The sequence below is a fragment of the Salegentibacter salinarum genome, from assembly GCF_900168115.1.
Taxonomy (GTDB): Bacteria; Bacteroidota; Bacteroidia; order Flavobacteriales; family Flavobacteriaceae; genus Salegentibacter; species Salegentibacter salinarum.
The window spans coordinates 1-26,300 of sequence record NZ_FUZC01000015.1 but is presented as its reverse complement, the minus strand read 5'-3'; the positions used below and the strand labels follow the sequence as shown (position 1 = coordinate 26,300).

Annotated in this window: 20 protein-coding genes and 1 tRNA gene; 10 read left to right on the top strand and 11 right to left on the bottom strand. The window is 37.0% G+C overall.

From position 1 onward, the window contains the following. Positions 1-39 precede the first annotated feature (39 nt). The 4 genes from B5X53_RS15525 to B5X53_RS15510 form a co-directional block, all read right to left on the bottom strand. Positions 40-1,143 (bottom strand): glycoside hydrolase family 43 protein, encoded by a 1,104-nt coding sequence (locus tag B5X53_RS15525; RefSeq protein ID WP_079714147.1) that lies wholly within the window; start codon positions 1,141-1,143, stop codon positions 40-42. A 329-nt stretch (positions 1,144-1,472) separates the two neighbouring features. Next, positions 1,473-2,138, bottom strand: a complete 666-nt coding sequence (locus tag B5X53_RS15520) for a response regulator (RefSeq protein WP_079714146.1) — start codon at positions 2,136-2,138, stop codon at positions 1,473-1,475. Between the two features lie 8 nt (positions 2,139-2,146). After that, the gene (locus tag B5X53_RS15515; RefSeq protein ID WP_079714177.1) at positions 2,147-4,069 is read right to left on the bottom strand and encodes a tetratricopeptide repeat-containing sensor histidine kinase; all 1,923 of its coding nucleotides are present in this window, start codon (positions 4,067-4,069) and stop codon (positions 2,147-2,149) included. Positions 4,070-4,596: 527 nt separating this feature from the next. Beyond that, a tRNA-Phe gene (locus B5X53_RS15510) sits at positions 4,597-4,669 on the bottom strand. Between the two features lie 105 nt (positions 4,670-4,774). Between B5X53_RS15510 and B5X53_RS15505 the strand changes: the two genes are divergently transcribed. From B5X53_RS15505 to B5X53_RS15475, 6 genes are all read left to right on the top strand, one after another. After that, complete coding sequence (locus B5X53_RS15505; protein WP_079714145.1) at positions 4,775-5,506, top strand: type III pantothenate kinase; 732 nt, start codon at positions 4,775-4,777, stop codon at positions 5,504-5,506. Then, positions 5,503-6,756 (top strand): BamG family beta-barrel-assembly machinery protein, encoded by a 1,254-nt coding sequence (locus B5X53_RS15500; RefSeq protein WP_079714144.1) that lies wholly within the window; start codon positions 5,503-5,505, stop codon positions 6,754-6,756. Before B5X53_RS15505 ends, B5X53_RS15500 begins: the two co-directional genes overlap by 4 nt. A 20-nt stretch (positions 6,757-6,776) precedes the next feature. Further along, the gene (locus B5X53_RS15495) at positions 6,777-8,150 is read left to right on the top strand and encodes a tetratricopeptide repeat protein (protein WP_079714143.1); all 1,374 of its coding nucleotides are present in this window, start codon (positions 6,777-6,779) and stop codon (positions 8,148-8,150) included. A 1-nt stretch (position 8,151) separates the two neighbouring features. Continuing rightward, positions 8,152-8,724: an LPS export ABC transporter periplasmic protein LptC gene (lptC, locus tag B5X53_RS15490; RefSeq protein WP_079714142.1), complete on the top strand. Its 573-nt coding sequence runs from the start codon at positions 8,152-8,154 to the stop codon at positions 8,722-8,724. A 189-nt stretch (positions 8,725-8,913) separates the two neighbouring features. Then, positions 8,914-10,203: a hemolysin family protein gene (locus tag B5X53_RS15480; RefSeq protein ID WP_079714140.1), complete on the top strand. Its 1,290-nt coding sequence runs from the start codon at positions 8,914-8,916 to the stop codon at positions 10,201-10,203. Between the two features lie 96 nt (positions 10,204-10,299). After that, on the top strand, positions 10,300-12,420 hold the full coding sequence (locus B5X53_RS15475; protein ID WP_079714139.1) for a peptidylprolyl isomerase: 2,121 nt from the start codon (positions 10,300-10,302) through the stop codon (positions 12,418-12,420). A 233-nt stretch (positions 12,421-12,653) separates the two neighbouring features. Here B5X53_RS15475 and B5X53_RS15470 read toward each other — a convergent pair whose 3' ends face one another. After that, the gene (locus B5X53_RS15470; protein ID WP_079714138.1) at positions 12,654-13,571 is read right to left on the bottom strand and encodes a GYDIA family GHMP kinase; all 918 of its coding nucleotides are present in this window, start codon (positions 13,569-13,571) and stop codon (positions 12,654-12,656) included. After that, a complete protein-coding gene (locus tag B5X53_RS15465) occupies positions 13,568-14,887 on the bottom strand; it encodes a hydroxymethylglutaryl-CoA reductase, degradative (RefSeq protein WP_079714137.1) in 1,320 nt (439 codons plus the stop codon). Before B5X53_RS15465 ends, B5X53_RS15470 begins: the two co-directional genes overlap by 4 nt. Before the next feature lie 180 nt (positions 14,888-15,067). On the opposite strand from B5X53_RS15465, the gene B5X53_RS15460 reads away from it, so the two are divergent. The 3 genes from B5X53_RS15460 to B5X53_RS15450 all read left to right on the top strand — a co-directional run bounded on the left by B5X53_RS15460 (position 15,068) and on the right by B5X53_RS15450 (position 19,782). Beyond that, a complete protein-coding gene (locus B5X53_RS15460) occupies positions 15,068-17,239 on the top strand; it encodes a S9 family peptidase (protein WP_079714176.1) in 2,172 nt (723 codons plus the stop codon). A gap of 5 nt (positions 17,240-17,244) precedes the next feature. Beyond that, positions 17,245-19,155, top strand: coding sequence for a peptide MFS transporter (locus B5X53_RS15455; protein WP_079714136.1), 1,911 nt, complete (start codon positions 17,245-17,247; stop codon positions 19,153-19,155). 87 nt (positions 19,156-19,242) lie between these two features. Further along, positions 19,243-19,782: a thioredoxin family protein gene (locus B5X53_RS15450; protein WP_079714135.1), complete on the top strand. Its 540-nt coding sequence runs from the start codon at positions 19,243-19,245 to the stop codon at positions 19,780-19,782. Positions 19,783-20,416: 634 nt separating this feature from the next. Here B5X53_RS15450 and B5X53_RS15445 read toward each other — a convergent pair. From B5X53_RS15445 to surE, 5 genes are all read right to left on the bottom strand, one after another. Continuing rightward, positions 20,417-20,665 carry a ComEC/Rec2 family competence protein gene (locus tag B5X53_RS15445; RefSeq protein WP_157822087.1) on the bottom strand — a complete coding sequence of 83 codons (249 nt, stop codon included), beginning with the start codon at positions 20,663-20,665 and terminating at the stop codon, positions 20,417-20,419. 193 nt (positions 20,666-20,858) lie between these two features. Further along, positions 20,859-21,398, bottom strand: a complete 540-nt coding sequence (locus B5X53_RS15440) for a C40 family peptidase (RefSeq protein WP_079714133.1) — start codon at positions 21,396-21,398, stop codon at positions 20,859-20,861. A gap of 3 nt (positions 21,399-21,401) precedes the next feature. After that, a complete protein-coding gene (gene lpxB / locus B5X53_RS15435) occupies positions 21,402-22,517 on the bottom strand; it encodes a lipid-A-disaccharide synthase (protein ID WP_079714132.1) in 1,116 nt (371 codons plus the stop codon). A gap of 56 nt (positions 22,518-22,573) precedes the next feature. After that, entirely contained in the window at positions 22,574-22,855 is a 282-nt protein-coding gene (locus B5X53_RS15430) for a hypothetical protein (RefSeq protein ID WP_079714131.1), read from the bottom strand. Further along, on the bottom strand, positions 22,848-23,630 hold the full coding sequence (gene surE, locus B5X53_RS15425; RefSeq protein WP_079714130.1) for a 5'/3'-nucleotidase SurE: 783 nt from the start codon (positions 23,628-23,630) through the stop codon (positions 22,848-22,850). Before surE ends, B5X53_RS15430 begins: the two co-directional genes overlap by 8 nt. Positions 23,631-23,776: 146 nt before the next feature. Here surE and B5X53_RS15420 point away from each other — a divergent pair, with 146 nt between their 5' ends. Then, positions 23,777-25,912: a carboxy terminal-processing peptidase gene (locus B5X53_RS15420; RefSeq protein WP_079714175.1), complete on the top strand. Its 2,136-nt coding sequence runs from the start codon at positions 23,777-23,779 to the stop codon at positions 25,910-25,912. Positions 25,913-26,300 lie beyond the last annotated feature (388 nt).

The following is a 26,300-nucleotide window of genomic DNA, read 5'->3' as shown; positions in this document are numbered from 1 at the left end:
TGATTATCAGCAGCTTTTTTATAATAACAGATTGCTTTTTTAGTCCAATTCAGTATAAGACTGCATTGTTTTTATTTTTCCATCTTCATCATATTCAATTTCCATCATTTTCATACTTCTTAAGTATGTTTTTCCTTCTGAAAGTGAACTATCGTGATAGAATAAATACCATTTCCCTTCGTATTCAACTATAGAGTGGTGGTTGGTCCAACCTACAACCGGCTCTAAAATTACTCCCTGATAAGTGAAGGGACCATAAGGGCTGTCGCCTATGGCGTAAGCAATATTATGGGTATCCCCGGTAGAATAAGAGAAATAATATTTATCATTATACTGGTGAACCCAGGCTGCTTCAAAGAATCTACGGTCGTTATCACCTGTGGTGATAGGCTCTCCGTTTTCATCTAAGATTTCAACATCTTTTGGTTCTTCAGCAAAACTCAATAAATCATCGCTCATCTTAGCGATTTTTGGTCTTAGTGCTGGTTCATCATCAGCAGGATATTCGTCCTCTTCAGCAAATTCGCCGGTTTGCCAACGTTGTAACTGGCCTCCCCAAATTCCGCCGAAATACATATAATATTCACCATCGGTGTCTTTATAAACCGCAGGATCTATACTGTAGCTACCTTCAATTGGTTCTTCTTCCGGGGTAAAAGGACCTTCGGGGTTATTAGATGTGGCTACTCCAATTCTGAAAATATCGTCTTTATCTTTTGCAGGGAAGAAAAGGTAGTATTTACCGTCTTTTTCAGCGGCATCGGGGGCCCACATTTGGCGTTCCGCCCAGGCCACGTCTTCAACTGTGAGAACTTCCCCATGATCGGTTACTTCACCGTTAGGATCTTCCATAGAATAAACGTGGTAATCCTTCATATTAAAATGGTTTCCAGTATCATCTTCAGGTTTTCCAGAATCCCAGTCATGCGAGGGATAAATAAATATTTTATCTTCAAAAACATGAGCTGAAGGATCTGCGGTATAATGATCGGTGATTAAAGGCTCTGAGTGATATCTGATAGTATCTTGTTGGGCTAGAGAATCTTCAGCTACCTCGTCTTTTTCCTCCTGTTTGTTGTTATCCTTGCAACCAAAGGCAATAAGCGCCGGTAATAAAATTGGAAGGCTTTGTTTTAGTTTCATTTTAAAATTGGTTTTAATGTTTCGGGTAAAAATATGAAAAAATCAATCGTATTCGTAAGTTAATATAGATAATATCCCCTGTAAAATAGTTTTTTAAGTGAAAATTTAGCTTTAAAAAATCGTCTTATTACGCAAACGGTTGTGTAATTTAATTACAGCAGTCTCTTAATCTTGCATAAGTTTAGTAAGTGTGTGAATGAACCATCCGGTAGCCAATCTGCACCGAATGTTTTTTTTATTAAAAATAAATTTTATCGTCAGGAAAATTTAAAGAGGGGCTAAGAGTTATTAGGTGTTTGATGATGTAGTCTGCAAAAAAATAATCGCTTTTAAATCAATTTTAGGTCTTTCATAATCCCAATAAGGTGTGGATTGGTATTTGCCTTAAATTCTTCGCGTAGCTCCTTTAAACGCTTCTCTATAGCGCTTCTGCTGCTAGGCTTTATGTTTTTCTTCTTCAACTCTCTTTCAATTTCATCCTGGGTGTAACCATTGGAGAGATATTTCACAATATTTATCTCAAATTCGTTAAGGCTAAGCAGGTTTTTCTGTTTGAGCGCTTTTTGAATGGAAGGAGAATTGTATTGCTTGTTATTACTTACTGTTTTAATCGCCTCCTTCAAATCTTTAAGTCCGGTGCGATCTTTACAAACATAAGCGTCAATATTGCCGGAATTCCATAGATCACGAACGGTTTGCGGATGATCTTCAATAGAATTTACAATAACCTTTAGGTTTGGATCTTCATTTTTTAAGATTGAAATAAGTTCCTGTCCCGAAGGTATTTTTTCATCTCTATAATCCTGCTTAAAAGAAAGGTCGCAAATGAGTAAATCAAAAGGATGATTATCCTTAATTGCTTTCTTAGCCCTTAACCAGGCCTGGTCGCAATACTGTGAATGAAAAACTTCTGTAATTCCGAGATCTTTTAAAATAATGGAAACAGCCTGATTGATACTGTCCATATCTTCTGCAACTAGGACTCTTTTAAACATGATAATATTTATAACGGAACTAGGATCGTGATTTTTAATCCTTTACCCTTTTCAGTTTCAAAAGTAAGTTTTCCATTTATAGAAAAAATACGGTTTTCCACATTTTGCAGTCCATTTCCGGTTTTGATAGCTTGCATAGAACTCCCTTCCCCATTATCAGAATAATCAATTTTTAGGTGTTTTCCTTCTTCATTAAAAATCAAAGCAACGAATCTGGCGTTACTGTGCTTTTTCATATTCACCATAATTTCTTGTAATACCCTATAGATTACTAGTTTTTTTTCAGCCTTAATCTTAGTCCAGGTAATATTCTTTTCTCCGCTGACAATTAACCTTGTGTTGTCGGGACAAATGCTTGAAAGCGATGTCATTAGGTGATTTGAATAACCGGGGCCCGTAGTAATATCCCTGTTCTCTCTGGAGATATTTCGTGTACGGCTGTAAATCTGCTCCAGTTTATCCATTGTTTCAGTAGGGGCAATTGCTTCTATGCTGCTCATAACATTGTACACATCGTTTGCAAGTTCGTCGTGAATTACTTTAGAAATTCGGGTTTCAGTATTATAGATTTCCTTTATTTTCTCTTTTTTATGCTTTTGCCGATTATAATAGGTGATAAAAACCGTGAAACCAATTATCAAAATGACAAAAAAGAATAGAATGTAATTTCTTGTTTTTATTTCCTGGTTTTCCAGTGCTTGCAATGCTGAAGAAGTCTCTAAACCGGAAATCTGCTGCTGTTTGCGCTCTTCATCAAATTTTATTTTAGCAAAAGTGTTTTTTGCCTGTAAACTTACTTTATTCAAACTGTCGCTTAATCGGATATATTCAGAGACATAATTCGTTTCACCGGTTTCTCCAGCATTCAGCTTAATAAGCCGTTTCAGTGCAGCTGTTTGAGCTAAGAGTGTGTTAGTTGCTTCTCCGGTTTTTAGCCATTTTTCGGCATAATCAATTGCTTTTTCTTTATCTCGATTTTCATAATATTGCGATAAATGTGCATAGCTTGCTTTTATGCCGGTCTTGTCACCGTGTTCTTTACGCCACTGTAATGCCTTTAATAATTCTACGGAAATATTCTTTTCTGCATCCTGCAACCATTTATTAAAAGCCAGGTTATCCAGGTAACGTGCCCGGGCTTTATAATCCTGTTCTGAAACTTTTGACAGAATTTCCTTAAAAACAGAATCCGCTTTTTTATAATTTTTCTGAGCCTGGTAAACCAGACCTATATTATTATGGTATGTCAGACTATCTTCCAGGTCTTGGGCATAGTGAAGTGCATTTTGGTATTCTTTTATTGCATCCTTATAAAAACCCTGATTGCGATATGCAATAGCAATAATATTGTAAGCACTGCATAGATATTGAGTATCTTTTTCTTCATTGAGATAGCGTAAAGCTTCTGTAGCCGATTCCTGGCTGCCAGTATAATCCTGCATTCGACTTTGAGCAATTGCCATTTCTAGGCTACGGCGGGCAGCTTTTGTACTATCTCTTAATTGAAGATATCGCTTCCGGGATTCAAAAGCATTTTTAAAAACTGTTTCCTGATTATCTAAATAGCGATTAATAACCGCTTTTCGGTAAAAAGACAGTGCAATCCAGTTTGTATCTTTTTGAAAGTTTGCTACGCGCTTAAGGCTATCAGCAAAAACCAGGGAGCTGTCATATTCTTTTAACCGGTTGTGATAGTAGATTTTGTAGTCGAGCAATATCGGTAATAAGGTATCGGATTCTTGTTGAATTTTCTCAAGCCCTTTATTCAAGAAACTTATTTTATGCGGAATAGAATCGTTTGCTTTGGCTTTTTCATAGTAATATGAAACCGAATCAATCGATTTTTTATCCTCCTCGGTATTCACTTCTTTTTTTTGACAGCCCCAGAGCAAAATACCCAGGCTAAAAAACAAGCAGTAATAGTGCTTCATATGCTCAAAAATATAAAAAGCTCGCGGCCCAAAGGCTGAAACCAAATATTTAATTTAAAAAGATAAAATAGCTAATTCTGAAATTCTGGATTTACATAAATTGCAATATTGAGATTTTCATAAAATAAGCATAGAAAACTTTTATTTGTATAATAGAAAGAAGAAATTGTATATTTGCCAGCCCTCTTTTAAACCCACGGGGAATAGGAGGGAGAATTAAATATTAGAGACCGGGTTAAGTCATTGGTTGTATATAAAAAATTTGGGTTTATACCCCAACCCTAGAAGTTGATATTTCACTTTTAGTATTAAAATTAAGTTGTGTTGTTTGCCCTGGTAATTCAGGGCGTGTAGTTAGCCAGTTAATCCTATGTTGTGTGGATTTGGCTAACCAATGAGAAGCTTTTTTCCGTGTATTCGGAAAGAGGCTTTTTTGTTTTTAAGAAAGTTTGAAAATCTTTCCTGGAAACCTATTGAGGTTAAAATTAAAAAAGCCCGAAAACACTAAGTGTATCGGGCTTTTAAGGTGGTGCCTCCAGGAATCGAACCAGGGACACAAGGATTTTCAGTCCTTTGCTCTACCAACTGAGCTAAGGCACCAGTTGCTTTGTTATAAGCGGTTGCAAATATATATCCATTTTTATAATCTCACAAAGGAAAATTTAAAAAAATGCTTTTGTAATTTAGCCGGAACAACTAATTGCTATGAATTTAATTATTGATGTTGGTAATTCTGCCGTAAAAAGTGCTGTTTTTCAGGATGCTAAACTTTTGAGGTCTTATGTGTTTTCATTTGAAAAATTTTCAGAAAAATTTCAGCAAATAAAAAAAGAACATCCGAAAATAACTTTTTCTATGCTTTCTTCGGTAATAAAGGATACTTCGGAAATAGAAAAAATGCTAAAAAAAGAGACGGAACTCTTTGTCCTGGGAGAAAATACCAAACTTCCATTTAAAAATAAATATGCTTCTCCTCAAACTTTAGGAAAAGACCGCTTAGCATTAGTGGCGGCGGGAGCAAAAGAGTATAAGAATAAAAACTTGCTAATTATAGATGCCGGGACCTGTATTACTTTCGATTTTAAGAATGATAAAGATGAATATTTAGGCGGCGCTATATCCCCCGGTTTACACATGCGTTTAAAAGCGCTTCATAATTTTACTGCCAAACTTCCGTTAGTAGAATTAGAGGAAAATGTTGCTTTAATTGGCAATTCTACTCAAGAAAGTATCTTATCCGGCGTATTAAACGGCGTATTAGCCGAGCTTGATGGAATAATTGATCGCTATAGGGCTGATTATAAATATTTAACAATTATTTTAACAGGAGGGGATACGCAAATTTTGTCAAAGCGGGTAAAAAATGGCATATTTGCCAACCCGAATTTTCTTTTAAAGGGATTAAACTACATTTTAGAATTTAACAAGACTCAATGATTAAACGATTTATAGTAATCGTAGCTGTTTTTTTTACAGTTGTTGCTACAGCTCAGGAGAATGTATCTTCACCCTATTCTTATTACGGAATTGGACTTAACACTTTTAAAGGAACTGTAGAAAACAGGTCTATGGGTGGCTTAAGTATGTTTTCAGACAGTATTCACCTTAACCTTAGAAACCCTGCAGGGTACGGGAGATTAAGAAGAACCACTTACGCTTTAGGAGGTTCTCACGAGAGATTAACCTTAAATTCCGATGCTGCAGAAGATAATGCGAAAGTTTCATCGTTAGATTATTTAGCTATTGGCGTACCGGTTGGAGGAAACCTTGGTTTTGCTTTTGGAGTATTACCATATACCTCGGTAGGATATCAAATTCTGGATATTAGAGAAGATGTGGCCAGCAGGCTTGAAGGTCGTGGCGGGATGAATAAAGTTTTTCTTTCAGCCGGATATCAGGTAATTCCTTCTTTAAGCCTTGGAATCGATGTGAATTATAATTTCGGAAACCTTCAAAATCACAGAACGCTTATAAGGGATGAGGTTCAGTTAGGTTCTCGTGATATAAGCAGGTCAGATTTACTGGGCTTTAGTTATAATTTTGGAGCCGATTTTCAGCAGAGGTTAGAAAACGGACTTAAACTTCACGCGGCGGCTACTTATTCACCAACCACAAATATAGATGCTGAAAATTCCAGGCAATTAGCCACTATTGCATTTTCACCCAACGGTGGGGAATCTGTAGTAGAGGAGCGCGATATTAGTGTTGCTGATTCTGAGTTAACATTACCGGCTAAATACACTATTGGTTTAGGTCTGGGAAGACCTAATAAATGGTTTTTTGGTGGGGAATATGTAAGTACAGATGATAATTCATTTTTAAGTGTAAGCGGTGCTGGAGGTGCAAATGCAAACTTTGCAAATGCTTCACAATATAAGTTTGGTGGTTATTTTATTCCACAATATAATTCAATTACAAATTATTTTAATCGTATTGTATACCGGGCAGGATTCAGGTTTGAAGAGACAGGTTTAAATATCAATAATCAGGACATTAATGAGTTTGGCATCACTTTTGGAGTTGGACTACCTGTAGGACCGGGATTTTCTAATATAAACCTTGGATTTGAGTATGGACAGCGCGGTACCACAGATTCAGGTTTAATTCAGGAAGATTTTTTCAGGCTTTCCGTAGGGCTTTCCCTTACCGAAGCCAGAAGATGGTTTGAAAGAAGAAAATTTAATTAACCACAATAATAAACAAGAAAATGAAAGCGAGATTTATAGCATTAATTACGGGAGCCGTTTTAGGTTCAAGTGTTCTAAGCGCTCAGTCTAATGATTGTGCAACAATGGCTGCCTTGGCTTATGACGATGCAAAAGCTAAAGATTATGAGGCCGCTTACGAACCTTTAATGAAGGTTAGGGAAGAATGTCCAAAATATAGTTTAGCAACTTTCCAGTATGGAGAGCGGGCTCTTGAGTATAAAATAGAAAATGCTGAAGGTGCCGAAAAAGAGCAATATATTGAAGAGCTTATCAGCCTTTGGGAAGAGCGTTTGGAATTGTTCCCAAATAAAACTTCTAAAGGAAAAATATATGCTGATATCGCTCAGGTGAGATTTGATAATAAAACAGGGACTACCGAAGAGCTTTATAATGCTTTTGATAAAGCTTATACTGAAGATCGTGATAATTTCACAAGTCCAAAAGGTCTTTATGCTTATTTTCAGTTAATGGTAGACATGCAGGATGCAGGCGAAAGAGAACTTCAGGATGTTTTTGATAATTACGATAAAGTAATGGCAAAAATTGAAGAAGAAGAAAATGATGCTGCCGAGAATTTAGCGCCACTTCTTGAGAAGCAGGAGGCTGGAGAAGAGCTTAACGCTAAAGAGAAAAAGCAAATTCAATATGCTGAAATTAATTTGAAGAATTATAACAGCGTAAAAAATGCATTAAATGCTAAATTAGGTGCAAGAGCAGATTGTGATAATTTAATTCCTCTTTATAAGAAAGATTTCGAGGAGAAAAAATCTGATGTAGATTGGTTACAGAATGCCAACGCGAGATTATCTGCTAAAGATTGTACCGAAGATCCATTATTCTTCCAGGTTTCTGAAGCATTACACCAGTTAGAGCCTTCTGCAAATTCTGCTTACTCTTTAGGACAGTTGGCTGAAGCCGATGGAGATAGAACAAAGGCTTTAGAATACTATAACGAAGCTGCAGAGTTAGAGGAAGATCCTAACGATAAAGCTAGAATTTACTATAGAATTGCTTCTAACTATAAAGAAAGAGGCAGTTTTTCTCAAGCTAGAAATTACTATAGAAGAGCATTGGAGGCTAAGCCATCTTTAGGTAATGCATATTTGCAAATCGCTAATATGATTGCTCAAAGTGCTAATGACTGTGGTGAAACTACTTTTGATAAAAGAGCTGTGTATTGGTTAGCTGCAGATTATGCTGCCAGAGCTGCGAGAGTAGATCCTTCTATTGCATCTAACGCAAATGAAACTGCTACTGCTTACAAAGGTAGAGCGCCTCAAAAATCTGATGTGTTCCAGGGAGGTAGAAGTGCCGGTGAAGCAATACAAATTGGATGTTGGATCGGGGAAACCGTGCGTATCCCACAAATGTAATATGAGATTAACATATAAGGAAATAATAACAGGCATTGTCACGCTAACCGGCGTGACAATGCTTTTTTCATGCCAGGGTAATCTTAATGAAATTCGGGCATTGGAAATTGAGGGCGATGCTCCCCAGGCCATAGCCCAGGGGATTAACCTGAAATATACCGATTCTGGCAGAATGGTGGCTAATTTAAAAAGCCCCAAAATGATGGATTTCACAAATAAAGAATTTCCCTACCGCGAATTTCCCGAGGGTTTAGAATTGGAAATTTTTGACGAAAACAACGAGAAAAGTACGGTTACTTCAGATTACGGGATTATTTATGATGGCACCAACCTCATAGATTTACAGGGTAACGTGGTAATTCATACCGCCGACAGTATGCGACTGGAAGCTTCGCAATTGTTTTGGGACCAGAATATAAGCTGGGTTTTTACCGATAAGCCAAACACTATAAAAGATCCCAACGGAGGGGTTAACGAAAGTGAAGGTTTTGATGCTAATCAAAATTTCGGTAATTTTCGCTCCAGAACCAATGTGGGAATTCAAATTATAAAAGACAATAAATCAGATGAGTAAATATTTTAAATATTTTGAATACGCTTATTTGTTTATAGCAGCATTCTTTATGTATGAGAGTATTCGAATTTGGAATACCGAGCGTAGCAGGGCATATTTGTTCATCTTTTTCGTGGTAATATCTATCTTCATGTTCTTCTTCAAAAGAAGGTTTAGGCGAAAAATAGAAGAGCGTAACAAGCAGGAATAATGGAGGTTGAAATTATTATCATTGTCCTTTCCTTAATTTTATCTGCTTTCTTTTCCGGGATGGAAATCGCTTATATTTCTTCAAACAAAATCTTTATAGAAATAGAAAAGCGCCAAAACGATTTTCTGGCCACTGTTCTTAAAAGGTTAACCAAAAAACCTTCAAAATTCATTGCTACTATGCTGGTGGGGAATAATATTGCCCTGGTAGTGTATGGTTTTTTTATGGGCGATTTGCTTATGGTTTGGCTTGAGGGGTTTCAGCCTGTAAATAATGCTTTTTTAAAATATCTGATCGTAGATCTCAACTTATTTACTCAAACCGTGATTTCTACCCTGGTAATTTTGCTTACGGCCGAATTTCTTCCAAAGGTGTTTTTTCAAATTTACGCGAACACTATGTTGAAATTTTTCGCGGTGCCTGCCTATATTTTTTACCTGGTTTTTAGCTTTATTTCCTCTTTTGTAATATGGATTTCCGATGTTATTCTGAAAAGATTTTTTAAAACCGAAGGAGACGAGGTACAACTTGCTTTTAGTAAAGTTGAACTGGGAAATTTTATCAACGAGCAAATGGAAACCGTAGAAGATGATGATGAAGTAGATTCTGAAATTCAGATCTTTCAAAATGCGTTACAGTTTTCAGATATAAGAGCCAGGGAAGTGATGGTGCCAAGAACCGAGATTATTGCAGTAGATCAACACCAGGCGCCAAAGGATCTCGTAAATACTTTTACCGAAACCGGGCTTTCAAAACTTTTAATTTATAATGAAACCATAGACGATGTTATTGGCTATGTACACTCCTTCGAACTTTTTAAAAAGCCGGAGTCTATAAAATCTATTTTATTACCAGTGGTTTTTGTGCCCGAAACGATGTGGGTAAAAGATGTTTTAAATAACCTTACTAAAAAACGCAAAAGTATAGCTGTAGTTATAGATGAGTACGGTGGAACCAGCGGAATGATAACCGTAGAAGATATTGTAGAGGAGCTTTTTGGAGAGATTGAAGACGAACACGATCCTGTGGTACTTACTGAAGAAGAATTAGGGGAAAATCACTATAAATTTTCAGCCCGTTTAGAAGTAGATTATCTGAATGAAAATTATAAATTCAATATTCCCGAGGGGGAAAATTATGAAACCCTTGGTGGATATATTGTAAATCATACCGAGGAAATTCCCCAGCAAAATGAAGAATTAGAGGTAGATAATTTTTTATTTAAAATCCTGGAAGTTTCTAATACCAAAATAGAATTGGTAGAGTTAAAAATAAAACCCGCAGATTAAATAGCGATTAGTTAATATTTTGCTAATTATAAGTTTTATAATTAGGTTAAAAACATTATTTTCGCCCACTATATTTCGATAAAATAACAACTACAAATGGCAGTATTAAATAAAATCAGACAGCGTTCTGTTTTCTTGATCATCATCATTGCACTGGCACTTTTTTCTTTTGTGCTTGCAGATGTGATTCGTAACGGCGGTTTTTCTTCGCAAAAAGACCAGAATACCATCGCAACTATTAATGATGAAGAGGTGAGTAGGGAAGATTTTGCCCGGCAGGTAGAAGCTTACCAGCGAAACATGGGCTCCAACGCGAGCACTGCCCAGGCAGTAAACCAGGTTTGGGAACAAACCCTTCGCGAAACCATTCTTAAGGAAGAAATGGAAAAGCTTGGAATAAGGGCCGGTAAAGCTCAAATTAGAGAGGTGATGCGTACCCAAATGGGGAATAATCCTGCTTTTAGAAACGAAGCCGGAATGTTTGACGAAAACCGTGTTCGTGAATATATTGCCAGCATCAGATCTACCCAGCCCGAAGCTTATCAGCAATGGTTGCAAATGGAAAGCAATATGGGGGATATGGCACGCCAGAATATGTATTTTTCTATGGTGACCGCGGGGATAGGTGCTACTTTAACCGAAGCTAAACAAGCGCATCAATTTGAGAACAACAGCGTAGATCTACGTTTTGTACAGTTGCCTTATTCTTCTATTCCAGATGATGAGGTTGATGTGAGTAAAGATGAAATTAGAGATTATATAAAAGAAAATCCGTCACAATTTGAAACCGAAGCTTCAAGAAACATTAGATATGTTTATTTTGAAGAAGAAGCATCAGAGGAAGATGTGCAGGAAGCTGAAGAAGCTTTAACTGGTTTATTAGAAAGCCGTGTTGAATATAACGCGGTAACCAGTAGTAACGATACGCTTGCGGGCTTCAATACTACAAATGATTATGAAGATTTTGTAGAAGCAAATTCAGATCTTCCTTACGAAGACAGGTTTATGTTCAAAAACGAATTGCCTTCAGAATTTGCCGATGAGCTTTTTAATTTAGAAGAAGGAGAAACTTTTGGGCCATACCAGCACAATGGGTATTTTAAACTTTCAAAATTAGTAGAAACCAAACAAATTCCAGATTCAACCAAAGCAAGCCATATTCTTGTGGCTTATCAGGGGCAACAATTTGCTCCAGATGTAACCAGGAGTAAGGAGGAAGCAGAAGCTTTGGCCGATAGTCTTGTAAATGTTGTAAGAGGAGATAAAGATAAGTTTGATGAACTGGCTGCTGAATTCTCCTCAGACCGTTCTAATAGCGAAGATGGGGGAGATCTTGGATATTTTGGTCCTGGAACTATGGTACCTGAATTTGATAGCTATGTATTTGATAATAATCCTGGAGATGTTGGGGTTGTAGAAACCGATTTTGGTTACCACGTTATTCATATTGAAGAGCAAACTGAAAGAGAAAAAGCGGTAAAAATTGCGACTATCGCAAGAGAATTGGAAGCTTCAGAACGTTCAAGAAATAATTTATTTAACGAAACTACCAAGTTTGAAATAGCAGCAGGAGAAGGAGATTTCGACGAAGTTGCAAAAGAAGGCGATTATAACGTTAGAACCGTTAATAATGTAAAAGCTTTAGATGAAAACATTCCTGGAGTAGGAAACCAAAGAAGAATTGTACAGTGGGCTTTTGAAGATGATGCTAGCGTTGGTGATATTAGACGTTTTGATATTCCTTCAGGATATGTTGTAGCACAATTAACTGCTAAAAACAAAGATGGACTTATGACGGCTGAAAATGCTTCGTCTAAAGTAATTCCTATTCTTACTAAAGAAAAGAAAGCTGAGATTCTTAAAGGGAAAATTAATAGTAAAGACCTTCAGGAAATCGCTTCTGCTAATAATACTATGGTACAAACGGCCAATTCGGTTAACCTTTCAAGCCCAACTTTACCGGGTGCAGGGAGAGAGCCGGAGGTTGTAGGATCTGTTTTCGCTTTAGAACCAGGAACGGTAAGTAATCCTATTGCCGGGGAAAAAGGAGTTTATGTTGTGGAGCTTGAAAGTAAAAATGAAGCACCGGAAATGAATTCTTACAGTGGAATTGCAGAACAGGAAACTACTAAAAGAAGACAAAACGCTTCTGAAAGACTTTTTGAAGCACTTCGCGAAAAAGCTGATATAGAAGATAATCGTGCGAGATTCTACTAACAGAATAAGCCTTTAGATACAGAAAGCCCCGGTGAATTTTACCGGGGCTTTTTTTGCTAAGATTTGTTGAGCAAAAAGTGAAAAAAAACGTCATTACGAACGGAGTGAAGTAATCTCAAACTCAATTGCCAGTAATTCGCAGATTATCTCGTGTATTACAATTATGATCCTGCGTCACCCATCCCGATGATTCGGAATCGTATCAGCGTCTAAGCTCTTGAAAACCGTTTTTTTTAAAGAACGATATCCTCGAAGGCAAAAATAGTAGAGAAACCCTTTTTGCCGAAATATTTAAAAACCTCATCTTTTTCCCCTGTTACCATAACAAAGTCACCACCCCAGCCACCAAGGCTTTTTACTGCTCCCGGAAAGTCGGAAAATCGTTCGTGTTTTACTTTAGGTGTTTGCAAAGCTTTTGAAAGTAAAGTCTCGTGAATATTGATTAAAAGCTCAAATTCTTTTAGGCTGTTGCAGTTATTAAATTGCTCGGTCAGGGAAGATATTTTTTCTGTAAGTCCTTTTTTATTGGCCGCTGGTAGTGCTTTGTAATGTGCGATAGCCTCACGGCTGTTCTTTTTCTCGTTTAGATAAACAAAAAAGATATTACCTGAAAATTCGGGATAAAAATTAGCTTTTAAAACCGAAGGACCATTCTCGGTAACCTGATAAGTTATCGGCTGATTATTTTGTGCTGCGGCGATATCATAACCACTGCCTCCAAAAGTGTTTTTAAGCAGCTTGTAGGCATCAATTTCAAACCAGCCGGCAATATTGTTTATTAAAGTTGAAGAAGTCCCTAAGCCCCAATTTTTATTGAAATTCAATTGGGTATTTACTTCGATTCCTCCTTTTTCTTCAGAAAATAATTCGGGGTTTAAGCGGTGGGCTTCATTTAATATTTGCTGAAGTTTTCTTCCGGTACTTTCTTCTCCTGAAATTAACTCAATTTTTCCATTTTTAAATTCAAACTCACCCTGGAACCAAAGTTTCTCGTTTTCATCAAAACTATTCCATTGAATGTTTTTTGCATCAGAGGCTTTGTTTTCCAGCGACTGACCAAATTTTGTAGGTACGGCCAATGCTTTTGCGCCGTCTAAAACCGCGTATTCCCCGGTAATTAAAAGTTTTCCGTTGCTGTAAAACTCTTTCATGAATTTCTTAATTTTTGCAATTCTTCTACCGCGCTGCTGTGGGTTACAGTGTTATTTGTGAAGTATTGAATAAGTATTGTCTTTTCGGCTTCTGTGGCTTTATGTTGATTTAAAATATTCATTAAATGCATTTTCATATGCCCTTGCTGAATACCTGTCGTTGTTAATGAATTAATCGCTGCAAAATTCTGTGCAAGTCCGGCAACGGCCACAACTTTCATCAATTCCCTGGCAGTAGGCTGCTGTAAAATATCTAAAGCCAGTTTTACTAAAGGATGTAAACTAGTTAATCCGCCGACAGTTCCAAGCGCTAAAGGAATTTCAATCCAGAATTTAAAAATACCGTTTTCAAGACTGGCGTGGGTTAAGCTTGTATATTTTCCGTTTCTGGCGGCGTAAGCATGGATTCCAGCTTCTACCGCTCTAAAATCGTTGCCTGTAGCCAAAACTACCGCATCAATTCCATTCATAATTCCTTTGTTGTGGGTCACGGCTCGGTAAGGTTCAACTTCTGCAATATTTACTGCCTGGATAAATTTGTTAGCGAAATCCTCTCCATTTAAATCTTTATTTTCATTGAGTTCTTCTACCGGGCAGGAAACTTCAGCTCGTACTAAACATTCCGGTACATAATTGGAAAGAATACTCATTATTATTTCGATATTCTTTTCTTCGGAAGAAAAATCGGCATACTGCTGGGCTTCATTTTCAAATACTTCGGCAAATTTTTCCAGGCAGGAATTTATAAAATTAGCACCCATAGAATCTTTGGTTTCAAACTCGCAATGCAACTGATAATAATTAGTGATTTCAGCTGTTTTATCTCGCAGTTTTATATCCAAAACTCCACCGCCGCGTTTTTCCATATTGTGAGTAATTGGTTTTACCGCTTCAAGAAGTTTTGGTTTGGTGGCTTCAAAAAACTGTTTTAGTTTCTCTTTATTTCCAAAGAAATTAAAATGCACCTGGCCTATCTTTTTAGTATCTATCACTGTAGCTTTAAATCCGCCGCGGGTTCTCCAGAATTTAGCCGCTTTACTCGCCGCTGCAATTACTGAACTTTCTTCAATCGCCATAGGAATTGCGAGTAAATCTCCGTTAACCAGGAAATTTGGGGCCAGGCCAAAAGGCAAATAGAAATTAGATAAGGTGTTTTCGGTAAATTCGTCGTGAAGTTGTTGTAACCCGGAATCTTCGTTCCAGTATTGTCTAAGAATGGCAACATCTTCGGGGCGGTCTTTCAGGTAGGTTTCAGCCAACCAGTCTATTTTTTCCTTCTTGGTAAGTTTGGAAAAGCCGCTGATAGGTTTTATCATTTTTAAGCTAATTTATAGAGCGCAAAGATACAATTGTTATTTAAGGGAAGCGGTTATTCCTATTTTAGAAAGTCGGAGTGAATATTTCTTTAACAAATCCTTAGTATTTAACACTCAAATCCTACTTTTTTTGCTGAAAATTTAGTAAACTTGGCAATCAAAATTCATTCTATAAATTTTATGAAGTTCTCTAAAATACTGGTTGGGTTGTTAATAGCGGCAACCTCAACAATTTACGCGCAGGATAAGGAAATTAGCCTCGAAGAAATCTACGACGGTACCTTTAGGCAGGAACGTTTACAATCCCTACAATCTTTAGATAATGGTAAGGAATACCTGGTTTTAAATCGCGACCGCAACGCCAATACCACCAGCATAGATGTTTATTCTTATAAGAGCGGGGAAAAAGTTAGAAGCTTATTAAACAGTGAAGATCTTAGTGAAATTTCCGGATTTCAGGGATTTGAACTAAGTGAAGACGAAGATAAAATTTTGCTTTCTACAGAACTGGAGCAAATTTACAGACGCTCGTCTCGTGGAATTTATTATTTCTATGATGTGGAGGATAAAAGCCTTACCAAATTAAGTGACAATAAAGTGCAGGAGCCTACTTTTTCTCCCGATGCTTCTAAAGTGGCGTATGTTTTTGAAAATAATATCTATACCTACGATATTGCTTCGGGTGAAGAAACACAGGTAACTACAGATGGTGAGAAAAACACTATAATCAACGGGGTGACCGACTGGGTGTATGAGGAAGAATTTGCTTTTGTTAGAGCGTTCGACTGGAATAAAAGTGGAACTCATTTAGCTTATCTGAAATTTGATGAAACCGAAGTTCCGGAATTTTCAATGGATATTTTTGGGCAGGATTTATACCCGAGTCAGCAGGTTTTTAAATACCCTAAAGCCGGAGAGGTTAATTCTGAAGTTTCCCTTTATACTTATGAGTTAGCTACTGAAGAAAGCGAAAAAGTAGATTTAGGCGATTACGAAGATTTTTATATTCCGAGAATAAAATGGACGCAGGATGCTGAAATTTTAAGTGTTCAGGTTTTAAATAGACATCAAAATAATTTAGATCTTATTTTTGTTGATGCTGAAGACAATGAAGCCGAAGTGGTAATGAACGAAACCGACGAGGCTTATATAGATATCACTAACAACTTAACTTTCCTTGAAGATAACAGCTTTATCTGGACCAGCGAAAAAGACGGTTGGAACCATATTTACCTCTATGATGAAGACGGGGACTTAGAAAACCAGGTTACCGAAGGAGCATGGGAAGTGACCAATTATTATGGGTATGATGAAGATTCTAAGAGAATCTTTTACCAAAGCACCGAAAACGGAAGCGTAAACCGCGATGTATATTCCATTAAAATAAACGGGAAGAGTAAAAAACGTTTAACCGAAAAAGAAGGAACCAATAGCGCCGATTTTAGTGCAGATTATACTTATTTTATCAACTCTTACACCAGTATTGAGAATCCGTATGAATTCACGCTTCACAATGCTAAAAACGGAAAGCTGGTAAGAAAGATTAAAGATAATTCTGCTCTACTTGAAAAGGAAGCAGCTTATAATTTCGCTCCTAAAGATTTGACCACCATAGAAATAAACGGCAATGAGCTTAATATGTCTATGATTAAGCCAACCGATTTTGATAAAAATAAAGAATATCCGTTGTTGATGTTTCAATATTCAGGTCCAGGTTCACAGTCGGTTTCCAACTCTTATTTCGGGACCAATGATTACTGGTATCAACTACTTGCCAATGAAGGTTATATCATCGTTACCGTAGATGGTAGAGGAACCGGGTTTAAAGGAGCCGATTTTAAAAAGGTGACTCAAAATGAACTTGGTAAATACGAAGTAGAAGATCAAATTGCTGCTGCACAAAAACTTGGCGCCAGAGATTATATAGATGAAAACCGAATTGGAATTTGGGGCTGGAGTTATGGTGGATTTATGTCATCTAACGCAATCTTAAAAGGAAATGATACTTTCTCTATGGCCATAGCTGTAGCGCCAGTAATTAGCTGGAGATTCTACGATACTATCTATACCGAAAGATATATGACTACCCCACAGGAAAATCCTTCAGGTTACGATGAAAATTCCCCAATTAATCACGTAGAGAAATTAAAAGGAGATTATCTTTTAATTCACGGTGGGGGAGATGATAATGTACACCTTCAGAATACGATGAGAATGGTAGAAGCTTTAGTACAGGCCAACAAACAATTTGACTGGGCAATTTATCCGGATAGAAATCACGGAATTTACGGTGGAAATACAAGGTTACACCTCTACACAATGATGACCGATTTTATTAAAGAAAAACTATAAGCTAAATGGCAACAGTTACAAACAGAGTTCCGCAAAAAGAATTATTCGGGCACCCAATAGGCCTGTATATTTTATTTTTTACCGAAATGTGGGAACGCTTTTCCTATTATGGAATGCGTGCTATTCTCGTTTTATATTTAGTAAGTGCAACAACCGGTGGAAACGCAGGTCTTGGTTGGACAGGTGGTGAAGCCATCGCCCTTTACGGTTGGTATACCATGTTAGTTTATGTGGCATCGATTCCGGGAGGGATTATAGCAGATAAATTATTAGGTCAAAAGAAGACGGTGTTATGGGGTGGAATTATCCTTGTAGCTGGTCATGGTATTTTAGCCGTGGAAGAGATGTGGGCGTTTTATAGTGGTCTGGGATTAATTATTGTTGGTGTTGGGATGCTTAAACCTAATATTTCTACAATGGTAGGAGGTCTTTATAAGGCCGGTGATATTAGACGAGACAAAGGTTTTACCATATTTTATATAGGGATTAATCTTGGTGCTTTTCTTTCCAGTTTGATAGTTGGTTATGTTGGTGAAAATATTGGTTGGCACTATGGCTTTGGACTTGCAGGTATTGCAATGGCTTTTGGACTTATCGTTTACCTATGGGGTCAAAAGTACTTAGTAAATGTTGGTAACCTTTTATCTAAGGTAGAACGTAATGAAGGAGCGTCTCTTAGTAAGATGTTTAGTGAACTTTTAAAATCTCCTATACAACTTACTATTACTTCAATTCTAATGGTAGGTTCTATATATTTTCTAATTGCAGAATCTATTCCGTTTGGTTTACTGTTTATTTTCTTAACCCTGGTAATCGCTTTGATGCTTATGGTGTATAAGGATCTTACTACGCAGGTAATGAAAGACAGGTATGTAGTAATGATCTTATCATTCCTGCTTGTTGTTGTTTTTTGGGGTGCTTTTGAGCAGGCTGGAGGACTAATGAACATTTACGCAGCAGATAAAACTGACAGAACACTTTCGGTAACCTTACCGCTTATTGGTAATGAAGTACCTGCAACCTGGTTTCAGTCCTTAAATGCTATGTTCATTATTATTTTTGGAGTAATTGTGGCGAATTTCTGGGCAAAAAGAAAGCTGAAGAATAAAGAAGCTTCTTCAATTTTTAAAATGGCTACCGGGGTAATTATTATGGGTCTTGGTTTCGTATTTATGGCTATAGCTTCTCAGGAATATTCAGCTTTTGAAAGTAAATCAGCTATGTATTGGTTAGTCTTGGCTTACTTACTACATACTATTGGAGAACTTTGTTCTTCCCCGGTGGCGCTTTCATTTATTACCAAATTGGCACCGGTTAAGTATGCCTCTCTTATGATGGGTGTTTATTTTGCTGCTACAGGACTTGGAAATAAAATGGCGGGACTTATTGGTGAATTCTCCCAGGGGGAACCAGCTACTGTTCAATTAAGCACAGAAGCCGATGATGTGGCTAATAGATTGCAATTAAATGACACCATAATTCAGAATAAAAATGATTTTACCTTTAATGGTTTTGTTTATCTCGAGAATAATGAGATTGCAGTAACAAATATGGAATCTGGTGAGCCTGTAATGGAACTCATGAACTTTGAAAATGATGATCGGAAATCAGAAATTATAGCAAACCTGAAAAAGGAAGGGGCAACCGCCCAGGATCCTTATCACGTGATGCTTAATTTCAGGCAGGAAGAAGATAAAGTTGGATATTATGGTGATTTTGTGATCGAAGAAGTTCAAACTAAATTAGAGTTTAGAACCTTTATTGGCATTACCATATTTACCACGGTCTTCGGTTTAATAGTGATATTTATGCTAAAACCTTTAAAGCGTCTTACTCACGGTGCTGAAGATAACGAGAGGGAAATGCTGGAACAGGAACAATATGAAATTGCCGATACCGAAAGAGACAGGAAATAAATTAAAAATGGCATTTAAAACCAAAAAACGTTCTTAATTTTAGGAACGTTTTTTGTTTAAAGTAAAAAAGTAAAAAAAATGCGATTTATGATTAGAATAATTACCATAATTTTTCTGTTAGTTGGAATAAATGCACAGGCGCAGGAAATTAAATGGATGAGTATGAATGAGGCTTTGGAAGCTCAAAAAGAGGAACCTAAAAAGATCTTTATGGATGCCTATACCGTTTGGTGTGGTCCCTGCAAAATGCTGGATAAAAATACCTTTACCAACGCTGATGTAATTGAATATGTAAATGAACATTATTATCCGGTAAAATTTAATGCTGAAGGTGAAGAAGAAATAGATTTTAAAGGTCAGATTTTTGAAAACCCACAATACGATCCTGAAAAGAAAAAAAGAAGAAATTCCTCGCATCAATTAGCTAGAGCGCTAAAAATTACAGGATACCCAAGTCTTGTTTTCTTTGATGAAGAAGCAAATTTAATCGCTCCTATTCCGGGGTATAGGACACCACAGCAACTGGAATTATATTTGAAGCTTTTTGCGAAAGATGAATATAAAAAAATGACTTCAAAAGAAGCTTTTGCAGATTACCAGGAGAAATTTAAAGGTTCTTTTGATTGAAATATCGTCTCGATTATCGAGCAAAATTTAAGTGTTAGTTGAGAGTGGACCCTATGGTTCAGTTGAGATGCGAAAAGCCCCGTTTTACCCGTATGGTGAAAACGGGTTTTTTGTTCTTTTGCTGTATTTGCCCAGCGAGCTACATAACTATGGTATTTGCTTCCGTCAACAATAATTATTTCAGGATTTAAATGCTGTATAAGCCGTTCTAAGTTCACTTTTGGTGAAGACCGGAGTAAGATTAGTGCGAGTTTAAAATCTTTGAGCCTGTAGATTGCACTGCTGTCTATAATTAAAACTGAAGTTTCAGAAAACGCTAAAATATCTGGAATTCGTTTTTCTTCAATTTGATCAATATTCCGGCCGGTTTTATAATCTTTAGCCGAATTTCTTTCTGAATCTCATCATCTAAATTATGATATAAAATTAGCTTTTCCTCTTTTTAAATTCCTATCCCTGTCTTTCTTAGTTTATGAAAAACGATGCTTTCTGAAGCTGAATTTTGCCATTTACTTTAAAACATACTTCCCCGGAATAACAAAATTCCGCAGAGAAAGAAAATAGGTTTTCTGAAGCTTTTCTGATAAAGTAAAAGAATGAAAAAGAAAATTAATAAATACGCACTTAGCTTTTGCTAAATATTGAAGTGGATATCGGTGAAAACAAATTCTTCTTTTCCCACCACCCAGGAGATGAATGGATTCAATATACTGATTAACGTTCCATAAGTTTCAGCTATAAAGTTTGGGAGTAAATCAAGCAGGGAAAGTAGAATTACCAAAATAACAAATCCTAAAATAATTCCCAGTACCGGTAAAACAACCAGGTTAGAAAGAAAGAATAAACCCGGGAATTGATGAAAATAGAATAGACCTATTGGCAAAATCCAATTTGAGCTGCGATGCTTACGCTTAATAATCCTCAAAAATATTTTGTGACTTTTAACCGTGGTTGCCAGGGCTTAAATAATTTCGTGCCCTTAGAAAACCTGCTGTGAAAATAAGAAAGTGAAAACCGAAAAAAATGAAAAGAGCCGTGCCGGGAATTTCAAATAAAAATCCGGTGATTACTAAAAATTATAAAATTCGGCGAGCCATTACAAAAGCTCCATTCCAATAAGGTTCAGAAAGTGAAGAAATAATAACCCCGCGAGAGGTAGAAGAATGAATAAAATAAATATTTTCCCGTTCTCTTTCTACCACCAAACCAACATGGTTAATTACTTTTCGGTTTTTGTCGGTTTCAAAAAATAATAAATCGCCGGGAGTTACCTGTTTCATATAAAGACGTTCGCCTTCTAAAGACATTGCGCGGGAAGTTCTCGGAACAGCGATTTCTTCTTCTAAAAAGGCCGTGTATATAAGTCCGGAGCAGTCCATACCCCTTTTGGTAGTGCCACCATATTTGTATCGCGTGCCTTCAAAACTTTTGGCTTTAGAAATGATGTTATAAACTTTGTTATCTACGGGTTCAATTTCAGTATTTCTTGAATGAGAAACTCTTTCGGAGCGATTATCTTCGCTTTTAGTGGTAATTACCTTAGAGCGCGAACTTCCGCAGGAAATAATGCTTAGGGCAAAAAAACTTAAAAAAAGTAACTTAAAAGCTTTCTTCATAGATCAATTTTTAATCGCTTCTACAATTAATTGAGCTGTTTTCTCGCTGGCGCCTTTTCCGCCCAGTTTTCTTTCCAGTTCAAAGTAATCTTTAAAGATTCTCGTACGATTTTCTTTCTCCAGTATCTTCTTAAACTCTTTTTTGAGCATTTTCGTATTAAAATCGTCCTGAATTAACTCTTTTACAACTTCTCGTTTCATAATTAGATTGACCAAAGAAATATAATCCAGGTTTACTATTCGACGAGCGATTTGGTAGGAAATATAGTTGCCTTTATAGCAAACCACTTCTGGTATTTTAAATAATGCGGTTTCTAAGGTAGCAGTTCCTGACGTGACCAATGCGGCGTGAGAAAGACTTAGCAAATCGTAAGTCCTGTTCATAATCAGTTTTATATTCTTCTGCTTAATAAAAGGAGCATAAAATTCAGCATCTTGGCTGGGAGCACCACCAATTACAAACTGGTATTCAGGGAAATCTGGCGTAATACTTAGCATTACTTCCAGCATTTTTGATATTTCCTGTTTTCGACTTCCGGGTAAAACTGCAATTATTGGCCTTTCGTCTAACTGATATTCATTTTTCACTGCCGGTACATCGGGAAGATCTTTTTGGCCTATGGCGTCTATGAGCGGGTGACCAACAAAATGAACCGGGAAATTATGTTTTTCTTCATAAAATTCTTTTTCAAACGGTAGGATCACGTACATATGATCTATGTCCCGCTTTATCGCCTGAATTCGGTTTTCTTTCCAGGCCCAGATTTGTGGAGAAATATAAAAATGCGTCTGGTAACCTTCCTTTTTGGCCCATTTGGCAATCCTTAAATTGAAGCCGGGATAATCTATAAAAATGATAGCGTCTGGATTGAAAGAACTTATATCCTCTTTACAAAACGAAATATTCTTCAGAATTGTTTTTAGGTTAAAAAGTACTTCGGCAAATCCCATAAAAGCAAGTTCGCGGTAATGTTTAACAAGTTCTCCGCCCTGCGCCTGCATAAGATCACCACCCCAAAACCTGAATTCAGCTTCTGGATCGGTTTGTTTCAAAGCGCGCATTAGGTTAGATGCGTGAAGGTCTCCTGAAGCTTCTCCTGCGATTATGTAATATTTCATATTTATAATTTTTACCCCAATATTAGAATTAGGGTTCAGCAGCCTGCTGGTTTCATTTAGATAATTTTTGAAATAAAAATGCTAATTGCAGCAATAATACTGGCCATAAGTACACCTCTTGCATGATAAATTTGTTTTTTCCTGAGGAATACGAAAAAAGGTAAAAAGTTTAAAATAGCTCCCAGGGCAATGAGTTTGCCAAAATAACCTTCAGCAATAGCGTTGTCTAAAGTTTCGTCTATTCCCATTTCAGAAAAAAGTAGGATATAGAGGAGAATGCCGCCAATATTGGCGGAAATTCCGGTTAAAAACCCTATAAAAATATTTTGCTTAATCATTAAGCTCCCAGTTATTTAAATCGTCTAGAAAGTGATGTGCTGTTAGATCAAATTGTACGGGCACCACCGAGACATAGCCTTTTTCAAGCGCCCATTCGTCAGTGTCTTCACCTTTATCTTTATTCACAAATTTCCCGGTAAGCCAGTAATATTCCCGTCCCTGCGGATTTGTTCTTTTATCAAATTCTTCTTCCCATTGGGCGTTGGCCTGCCGGCACACCTTCATTCCTTTAATTTCTGAGGCCTTAAGTTTCGGAATATTGACGTTCAGAACCACCCCTTTTGGTAGTCCGTTTTTAATTACGTTTTTTGTTATGGCTTTTACATATTTTCTGGCAGGTTCAAAATCGGCATTCAAAGAATAATCTAATAATGAAAATCCAATTGCGGGGATTCCTTCTACACCGGCTTCTACCGCTGCGCTCATAGTTCCCGAATAAATAACGTTTATAGAAGAATTTGAACCGTGGTTAATTCCGCTCACACAAAGATCGGGTTTACGGTGTAAAATTTCCTGGGTGGCGATTTTAACACAGTCGGCCGGGGTCCCGGAGCAGCTGTATTCCTTATGCTTGTAATTTTCTTTAATTGTCACCTGTTCACAAAATAAAGTATCACTAATGGTTATGGCGTGTCCCATTCCGCTTTGTGGGCTATCCGGTGCCACTACTACTACATCACCCAGTTCTTTCATCACCTCAATTAGAGTTCGTATTCCGGGAGCGGTAATACCATCGTCATTAGTAACCAGTATTAATGGTTTTTTCTTTGTCATAGCCTATTTTTTATAGGAGCTAAAATAGTAATTTCAACAAGAAACCTTATCTTAGTAGTTTAACAAATTATTATTACCTATTAGCTTTATTGGCACAATTTTTAATGTATTTTGGGCAGCTGTTAATGATGAAATTTATGCTATTTATGAAAAGGAATTTTAAAATCTTGGTGGTGGTGCTTTTAATGGCGGCTACTTCCTGTAGTTTTACTACTAAAAAATTTGACGATCCTAACAAAGATAAACTTCTTATAGATCTTATTACCTATGTTTTAAATGAAGGTCACTATGATGCAAGGGAGATTAATGATGAATTTTCTGAAGGAGTTTACGATAAGTATCTTGGAGGCTTAGATGGGTCTAAACGATTCTTTTATGCCAGTGATATTGAAGAATTTAATGAGTATAGAGATAAAATAGACGACCAGATTAATGAAAAGGAAATCGGTTTTTTTGATCTTACTTATAACCGACTTCAAAAACGATCTGAAGAAGCGCGAAAAATCTACAAAGAAATCCTGAAAGAACCTTTTGATTTTTCTGAAGCTGAAGATATAAATACAGACTTTTCTGAAGCTGAATATGTGTCATCCAAAAAAGAGCTAAAAGAGCGTTGGAGAAAGCAGCTTAAATTTTCTACCCTTATCACTTATCACGACAAAGTGGAAGATGAAGAAATGAAAAAAGAAGAAGACCCGGATTATGAGATGAAATCTAAAGAAGAACTTGAAAAAGACGCCCGCGAGGTAACTTTAAGTTCTTTGGATGAATACTATGATTTTACAGATGATTTGGACCGTAAAGATTATTTCTCAGTCTATCTAAATGCAATTGTCGAATCTTTTGATCCGCATACCCTATATCTCGCTCCTCAGGATAAAGATAGGTTTGATATAGCCATGTCTGGGAAGCTGGAAGGAATTGGTGCCCGTCTTCAAAAGAAAAGCGACAATATTACAGTAACCGAAGTTATATCTGGTGGTCCTGCCTGGAGAAGTGAAGAACTTTCTGAAGGTGATGAAATTTTAAAAGTACAGCAGGAAGATGAAGAAGATCCTGTGAGTATTGTAGGGATGCGCCTGGAAGATGCGGTAGACTTAATTAAAGGCCCGAAAGATTCTAAAGTCACCCTCACAGTTCGCAAAAAGTTAATGGGTAATATTGAAGAAATCACTTTAACCCGTGATATTGTTGAAATTGAAGAAACCTATGCTAAAACGGCTATGGTTGAGCAGGAAGGGAAGAATTTTGGTGTAATTAATTTGCCTAAGTTCTACTTTAATATGGAAGATTATGAAGAGCGAAATGCTGCTTCAGATATCAAGAAAGATATTATTCGATTAAAAGAAAAAGATATGGACGGTCTTGTCCTTGACCTTAGAAATAATGGTGGAGGTTCTTTAAAAACCGTAGTAGATATTGCCGGACTATTTATTGAAGAAGGCCCAATTGTTCAGGTTAAATCTAACGGACAAAGAAAAGATGTACTTTCAGATGAAGATCCATCGGTGCTTTGGGATGGTCCACTGGTAATTCTTGTGAACGAACTTTCAGCTTCAGCCTCAGAAATTCTGGCGGCTGCAATGCAGGATTATAAGCGTGCAATTATTATAGGAAGTAAACAAACCTATGGTAAAGGAACCGTTCAAAATGTTATAGATCTTAACCGTTGGTTGAGAAGTAATGAATTTGGAGATGTAGGAGCCTTAAAACTAACCACCCAGAAATTTTATAGGGTAAATGGTGGTTCTACCCAATTAGAAGGTGTGAAAAGTGATGTAGTGGTTCCAGACCGTTACAGCTTTGTAGATATTGGGGAAAAAGACCAGGACAATCCGTTGCCGTGGGATAAGATTGATCCGGCTAAATATGAAGTTTGGGATGGTTATGTAGATTTTGAAAAAACCATTTCTGAAAGTAAAGAGCGAATGAACTCTAATGAGCAGTTAAAGCGCATTGAGCAGCACGCCAAATGGATTAAAGACCAGAGTGAAAACAGTGCACATTCTCTTAACTTTGAAGAATATGCGGCCACTGCAGAAAGAAATCAGGAAATGGCAAAAAGCTTTGACTCCATAAACGATTATAAAACGAACCTGACTTTTACTTCCTTGCCTTATGAAGAAGAAATGTTTGAGAACGATACTATCTTGAAAGAAAAAAGAGATCGTTGGCATAGTAATTTAAGCAGGGATGTTTACGTTGAAGAAGCCATTCACGTGCTATCTGATATGCGAAAAAATAACATTAGAGAAGATAAATTAGCGAAAGTAAGAGACTAATTTTTCTTATAGAAAGAGTAAAAGCGCTTCAGTAATGAGGCGCTTTTTTTATGGTGTGCCGTGCATGGCATATCACTTGACGGTGCAAGTCCGTTATGGGGGTTTATAGCTACCTATCATTAGCCAAAGGCAAGGGTGTCCATCGTGAGGTGGAATCTGAAGGAAGCCTGCGGCAAAGTTCCGGTCCGAGGAACACGAACATCATATAAGGCATAGCTGATCTGGATGAGCTTGCCATACAAAGCGAAGTCCTAAAGCTATACGGAGATCAGGGTGTAGATGATGCGGATATATGGAATGAAAGTGATATGTCTTACCGCGGGAGATCTCACAGACATAGGTGAAACAGTGTATGAGCCTATGGTTGAAACAAGATTTATTGTGAGAA

What these genes read in the sequence shown, in the direction of transcription:
- B5X53_RS15525 (WP_079714147.1), bottom strand. Translation starts at nt 1,143, where the DNA reads ATGAAACTAAAACAAAGCCTTCCAATTTTATTACCGGCGCTTATTGCC.
- B5X53_RS15520 (WP_079714146.1), bottom strand. Translation starts at nt 2,138, where the DNA reads ATGTTTAAAAGAGTCCTAGTTGCAGAAGATATGGACAGTATCAATCAG.
- B5X53_RS15515 (WP_079714177.1), bottom strand. Translation starts at nt 4,069, where the DNA reads ATGAAGCACTATTACTGCTTGTTTTTTAGCCTGGGTATTTTGCTCTGG.
- B5X53_RS15505 (WP_079714145.1), top strand. Translation starts at nt 4,775, where the DNA reads ATGAATTTAATTATTGATGTTGGTAATTCTGCCGTAAAAAGTGCTGTT.
- B5X53_RS15500 (WP_079714144.1), top strand. Translation starts at nt 5,503, where the DNA reads ATGATTAAACGATTTATAGTAATCGTAGCTGTTTTTTTTACAGTTGTT.
- B5X53_RS15495 (WP_079714143.1), top strand. Translation starts at nt 6,777, where the DNA reads ATGAAAGCGAGATTTATAGCATTAATTACGGGAGCCGTTTTAGGTTCA.
- lptC (WP_079714142.1), top strand. Translation starts at nt 8,152, where the DNA reads ATGAGATTAACATATAAGGAAATAATAACAGGCATTGTCACGCTAACC.
- B5X53_RS15480 (WP_079714140.1), top strand. Translation starts at nt 8,914, where the DNA reads ATGGAGGTTGAAATTATTATCATTGTCCTTTCCTTAATTTTATCTGCT.
- B5X53_RS15475 (WP_079714139.1), top strand. Translation starts at nt 10,300, where the DNA reads ATGGCAGTATTAAATAAAATCAGACAGCGTTCTGTTTTCTTGATCATC.
- B5X53_RS15470 (WP_079714138.1), bottom strand. Translation starts at nt 13,571, where the DNA reads ATGAAAGAGTTTTACAGCAACGGAAAACTTTTAATTACCGGGGAATAC.
- B5X53_RS15465 (WP_079714137.1), bottom strand. Translation starts at nt 14,887, where the DNA reads ATGATAAAACCTATCAGCGGCTTTTCCAAACTTACCAAGAAGGAAAAA.
- B5X53_RS15460 (WP_079714176.1), top strand. Translation starts at nt 15,068, where the DNA reads ATGAAGTTCTCTAAAATACTGGTTGGGTTGTTAATAGCGGCAACCTCA.
- B5X53_RS15455 (WP_079714136.1), top strand. Translation starts at nt 17,245, where the DNA reads ATGGCAACAGTTACAAACAGAGTTCCGCAAAAAGAATTATTCGGGCAC.
- B5X53_RS15450 (WP_079714135.1), top strand. Translation starts at nt 19,243, where the DNA reads ATGATTAGAATAATTACCATAATTTTTCTGTTAGTTGGAATAAATGCA.
- B5X53_RS15440 (WP_079714133.1), bottom strand. Translation starts at nt 21,398, where the DNA reads ATGAAGAAAGCTTTTAAGTTACTTTTTTTAAGTTTTTTTGCCCTAAGC.
- lpxB (WP_079714132.1), bottom strand. Translation starts at nt 22,517, where the DNA reads ATGAAATATTACATAATCGCAGGAGAAGCTTCAGGAGACCTTCACGCA.
- B5X53_RS15430 (WP_079714131.1), bottom strand. Translation starts at nt 22,855, where the DNA reads ATGATTAAGCAAAATATTTTTATAGGGTTTTTAACCGGAATTTCCGCC.
- surE (WP_079714130.1), bottom strand. Translation starts at nt 23,630, where the DNA reads ATGACAAAGAAAAAACCATTAATACTGGTTACTAATGACGATGGTATT.
- B5X53_RS15420 (WP_079714175.1), top strand. Translation starts at nt 23,777, where the DNA reads ATGAAAAGGAATTTTAAAATCTTGGTGGTGGTGCTTTTAATGGCGGCT.